The sequence below is a fragment of the Synechococcus sp. R8-2 genome (genome assembly GCF_047461715.1).
Classification (GTDB): Bacteria; Cyanobacteriota; Cyanobacteriia; order Thermostichales; family Thermostichaceae; genus Thermostichus.
In genome coordinates, this window is record NZ_JANSHQ010000440.1 from 1 (window position 1) to 1,515 (window position 1,515).

General features: G+C 58.0%; 1 protein-coding gene. It reads left to right on the plus strand.

The window, feature by feature from the left end; genetic code table 11:
- Positions 1 to 393 precede the first annotated feature (393 nt).
- Entirely contained in the window at positions 394 to 1,455 is a 1,062-nt protein-coding gene (locus NW819_RS10515; protein ID WP_414413709.1) for a sensor histidine kinase, read from the plus strand.
- Positions 1,456 to 1,515: the final 60 nt, after the last annotated feature.

Genomic DNA, 1,515 nt, shown 5'->3' on the forward strand with positions numbered 1-1,515 from the left:
TGGTCGCGTCGTCGCGTCAGCGTTGCCGAGCAATAATGCATGCGGCCAAAGGCTTTTCTCAATGGCCCAGGCGCCTCACCCTAACCTGAAACGACTATGATTGCTCAACGTTGGTTACGCCTGGGGATCAAGCTGTCTTTCTTTGCCGTGATGTCCACAGCTTTGCCAACCGGAATACGGCGCGGCTTCTCTAAAGAATGGGGTAGCTGGGTATCCTAAAAGCTGGGGTTACGGCATCCTTCTTTATTCATGGGGATGAAGTGGCTCAAGACATAACGGTCATTCTAAGACCTAGGAAAGAACTCTTCAGCCTTGACCGTGAGGGGATGTTTATTCTTTGCCTACGGTTGGTTCACTATTCAAGCAGGTCTTGTCAAAGCGAGCACACCGAGTTTGAAACAGCAACTACTCCGCCTACTTGAGTTTTGGCGCCGCCGCTTTCCCCACAGCTTGCGCACCCAGGTGGCATTGGTCATTGCCAGCCTTTCGTTCGTCCCCAACTTGGTTTTCATCCTGTCGGTGCAGTGGATCTGGCCCGACACGCAGTTCAGCACTGAAGGGATCCTCCTGCTGCTGCTGTGGATCCCGTTGCTGGCGGTGCTGTCGGCGGTGGTGGGCTATGCTCTGTCCTCCATGATTTTGCGCCCCCTCACCCTGCTGGCCCGCGAGTTGGCTCATTTGGAAACCTTGATTAACCAGCCCGCCCGTTGGAATCTGCTGCTCCGCCCCGGGGATCCCCAGGAAGCCCTGATCTTGCGGCAGGCCTTTGCCCAGTTGCTGCGCCAGATCCAGATCGATCAAATGCGGCGAGAAGCCTTTACCGCTACCCTCGTTCACGACCTCAAAACCCCCCTCATCGCCTTTGGGCACCTGCTGAGCGCCTTTAAACAGGATCAACAGCTCGAGCCGGAGCAACGTCGCGCTCTGCTGGATCGCATCCTGCAGGAAAATCAACACAATCTCTCTCTGGTGCAGAAAATGGTGGAGGCTCACCGCCTGGAGCGGGGAGAGATCGAGTTGCATCCTCGGCCTTGTGATCTGGGATCCCTGGCCAGAAAGGTGGCCGAGCGCATGGGATCCCTGGCCCAGGAGCGGGGGATCGATCTGCGAGTCGAAGGAGAAGGGTGGGGCAACGCCGATGAGGCAGAGCTGGAGCGGGCGCTGGTGAATCTGGTGGACAACGCCTTGCGCTACGCACGCCATGCGGTGGTGTTAATCGTCAGCCCCCACCAGATCCAGGTGCAGGATGATGGCCCCGGCTTGCCGGCTCCCCTAGAAGAGTTGGCCCAACCCTACGTGACCCAGCCCATTCACATTGCCGGCCACCACTACCCAACCGGCTCAGGAGGTCTGGGGCTATATATCGCCAGGCGCATCCTGCAGGCCCACGGGGGGGACTTGCGGTTGGTCGAGACGGGATCCCAAGGGACTGCTCTAGCCCTGGTGTTGCGCTAACCCAATAGATTGGTGCTGAACAAGACTGGTGTAGTCATTTTAAGTGACATACTCCCGCAC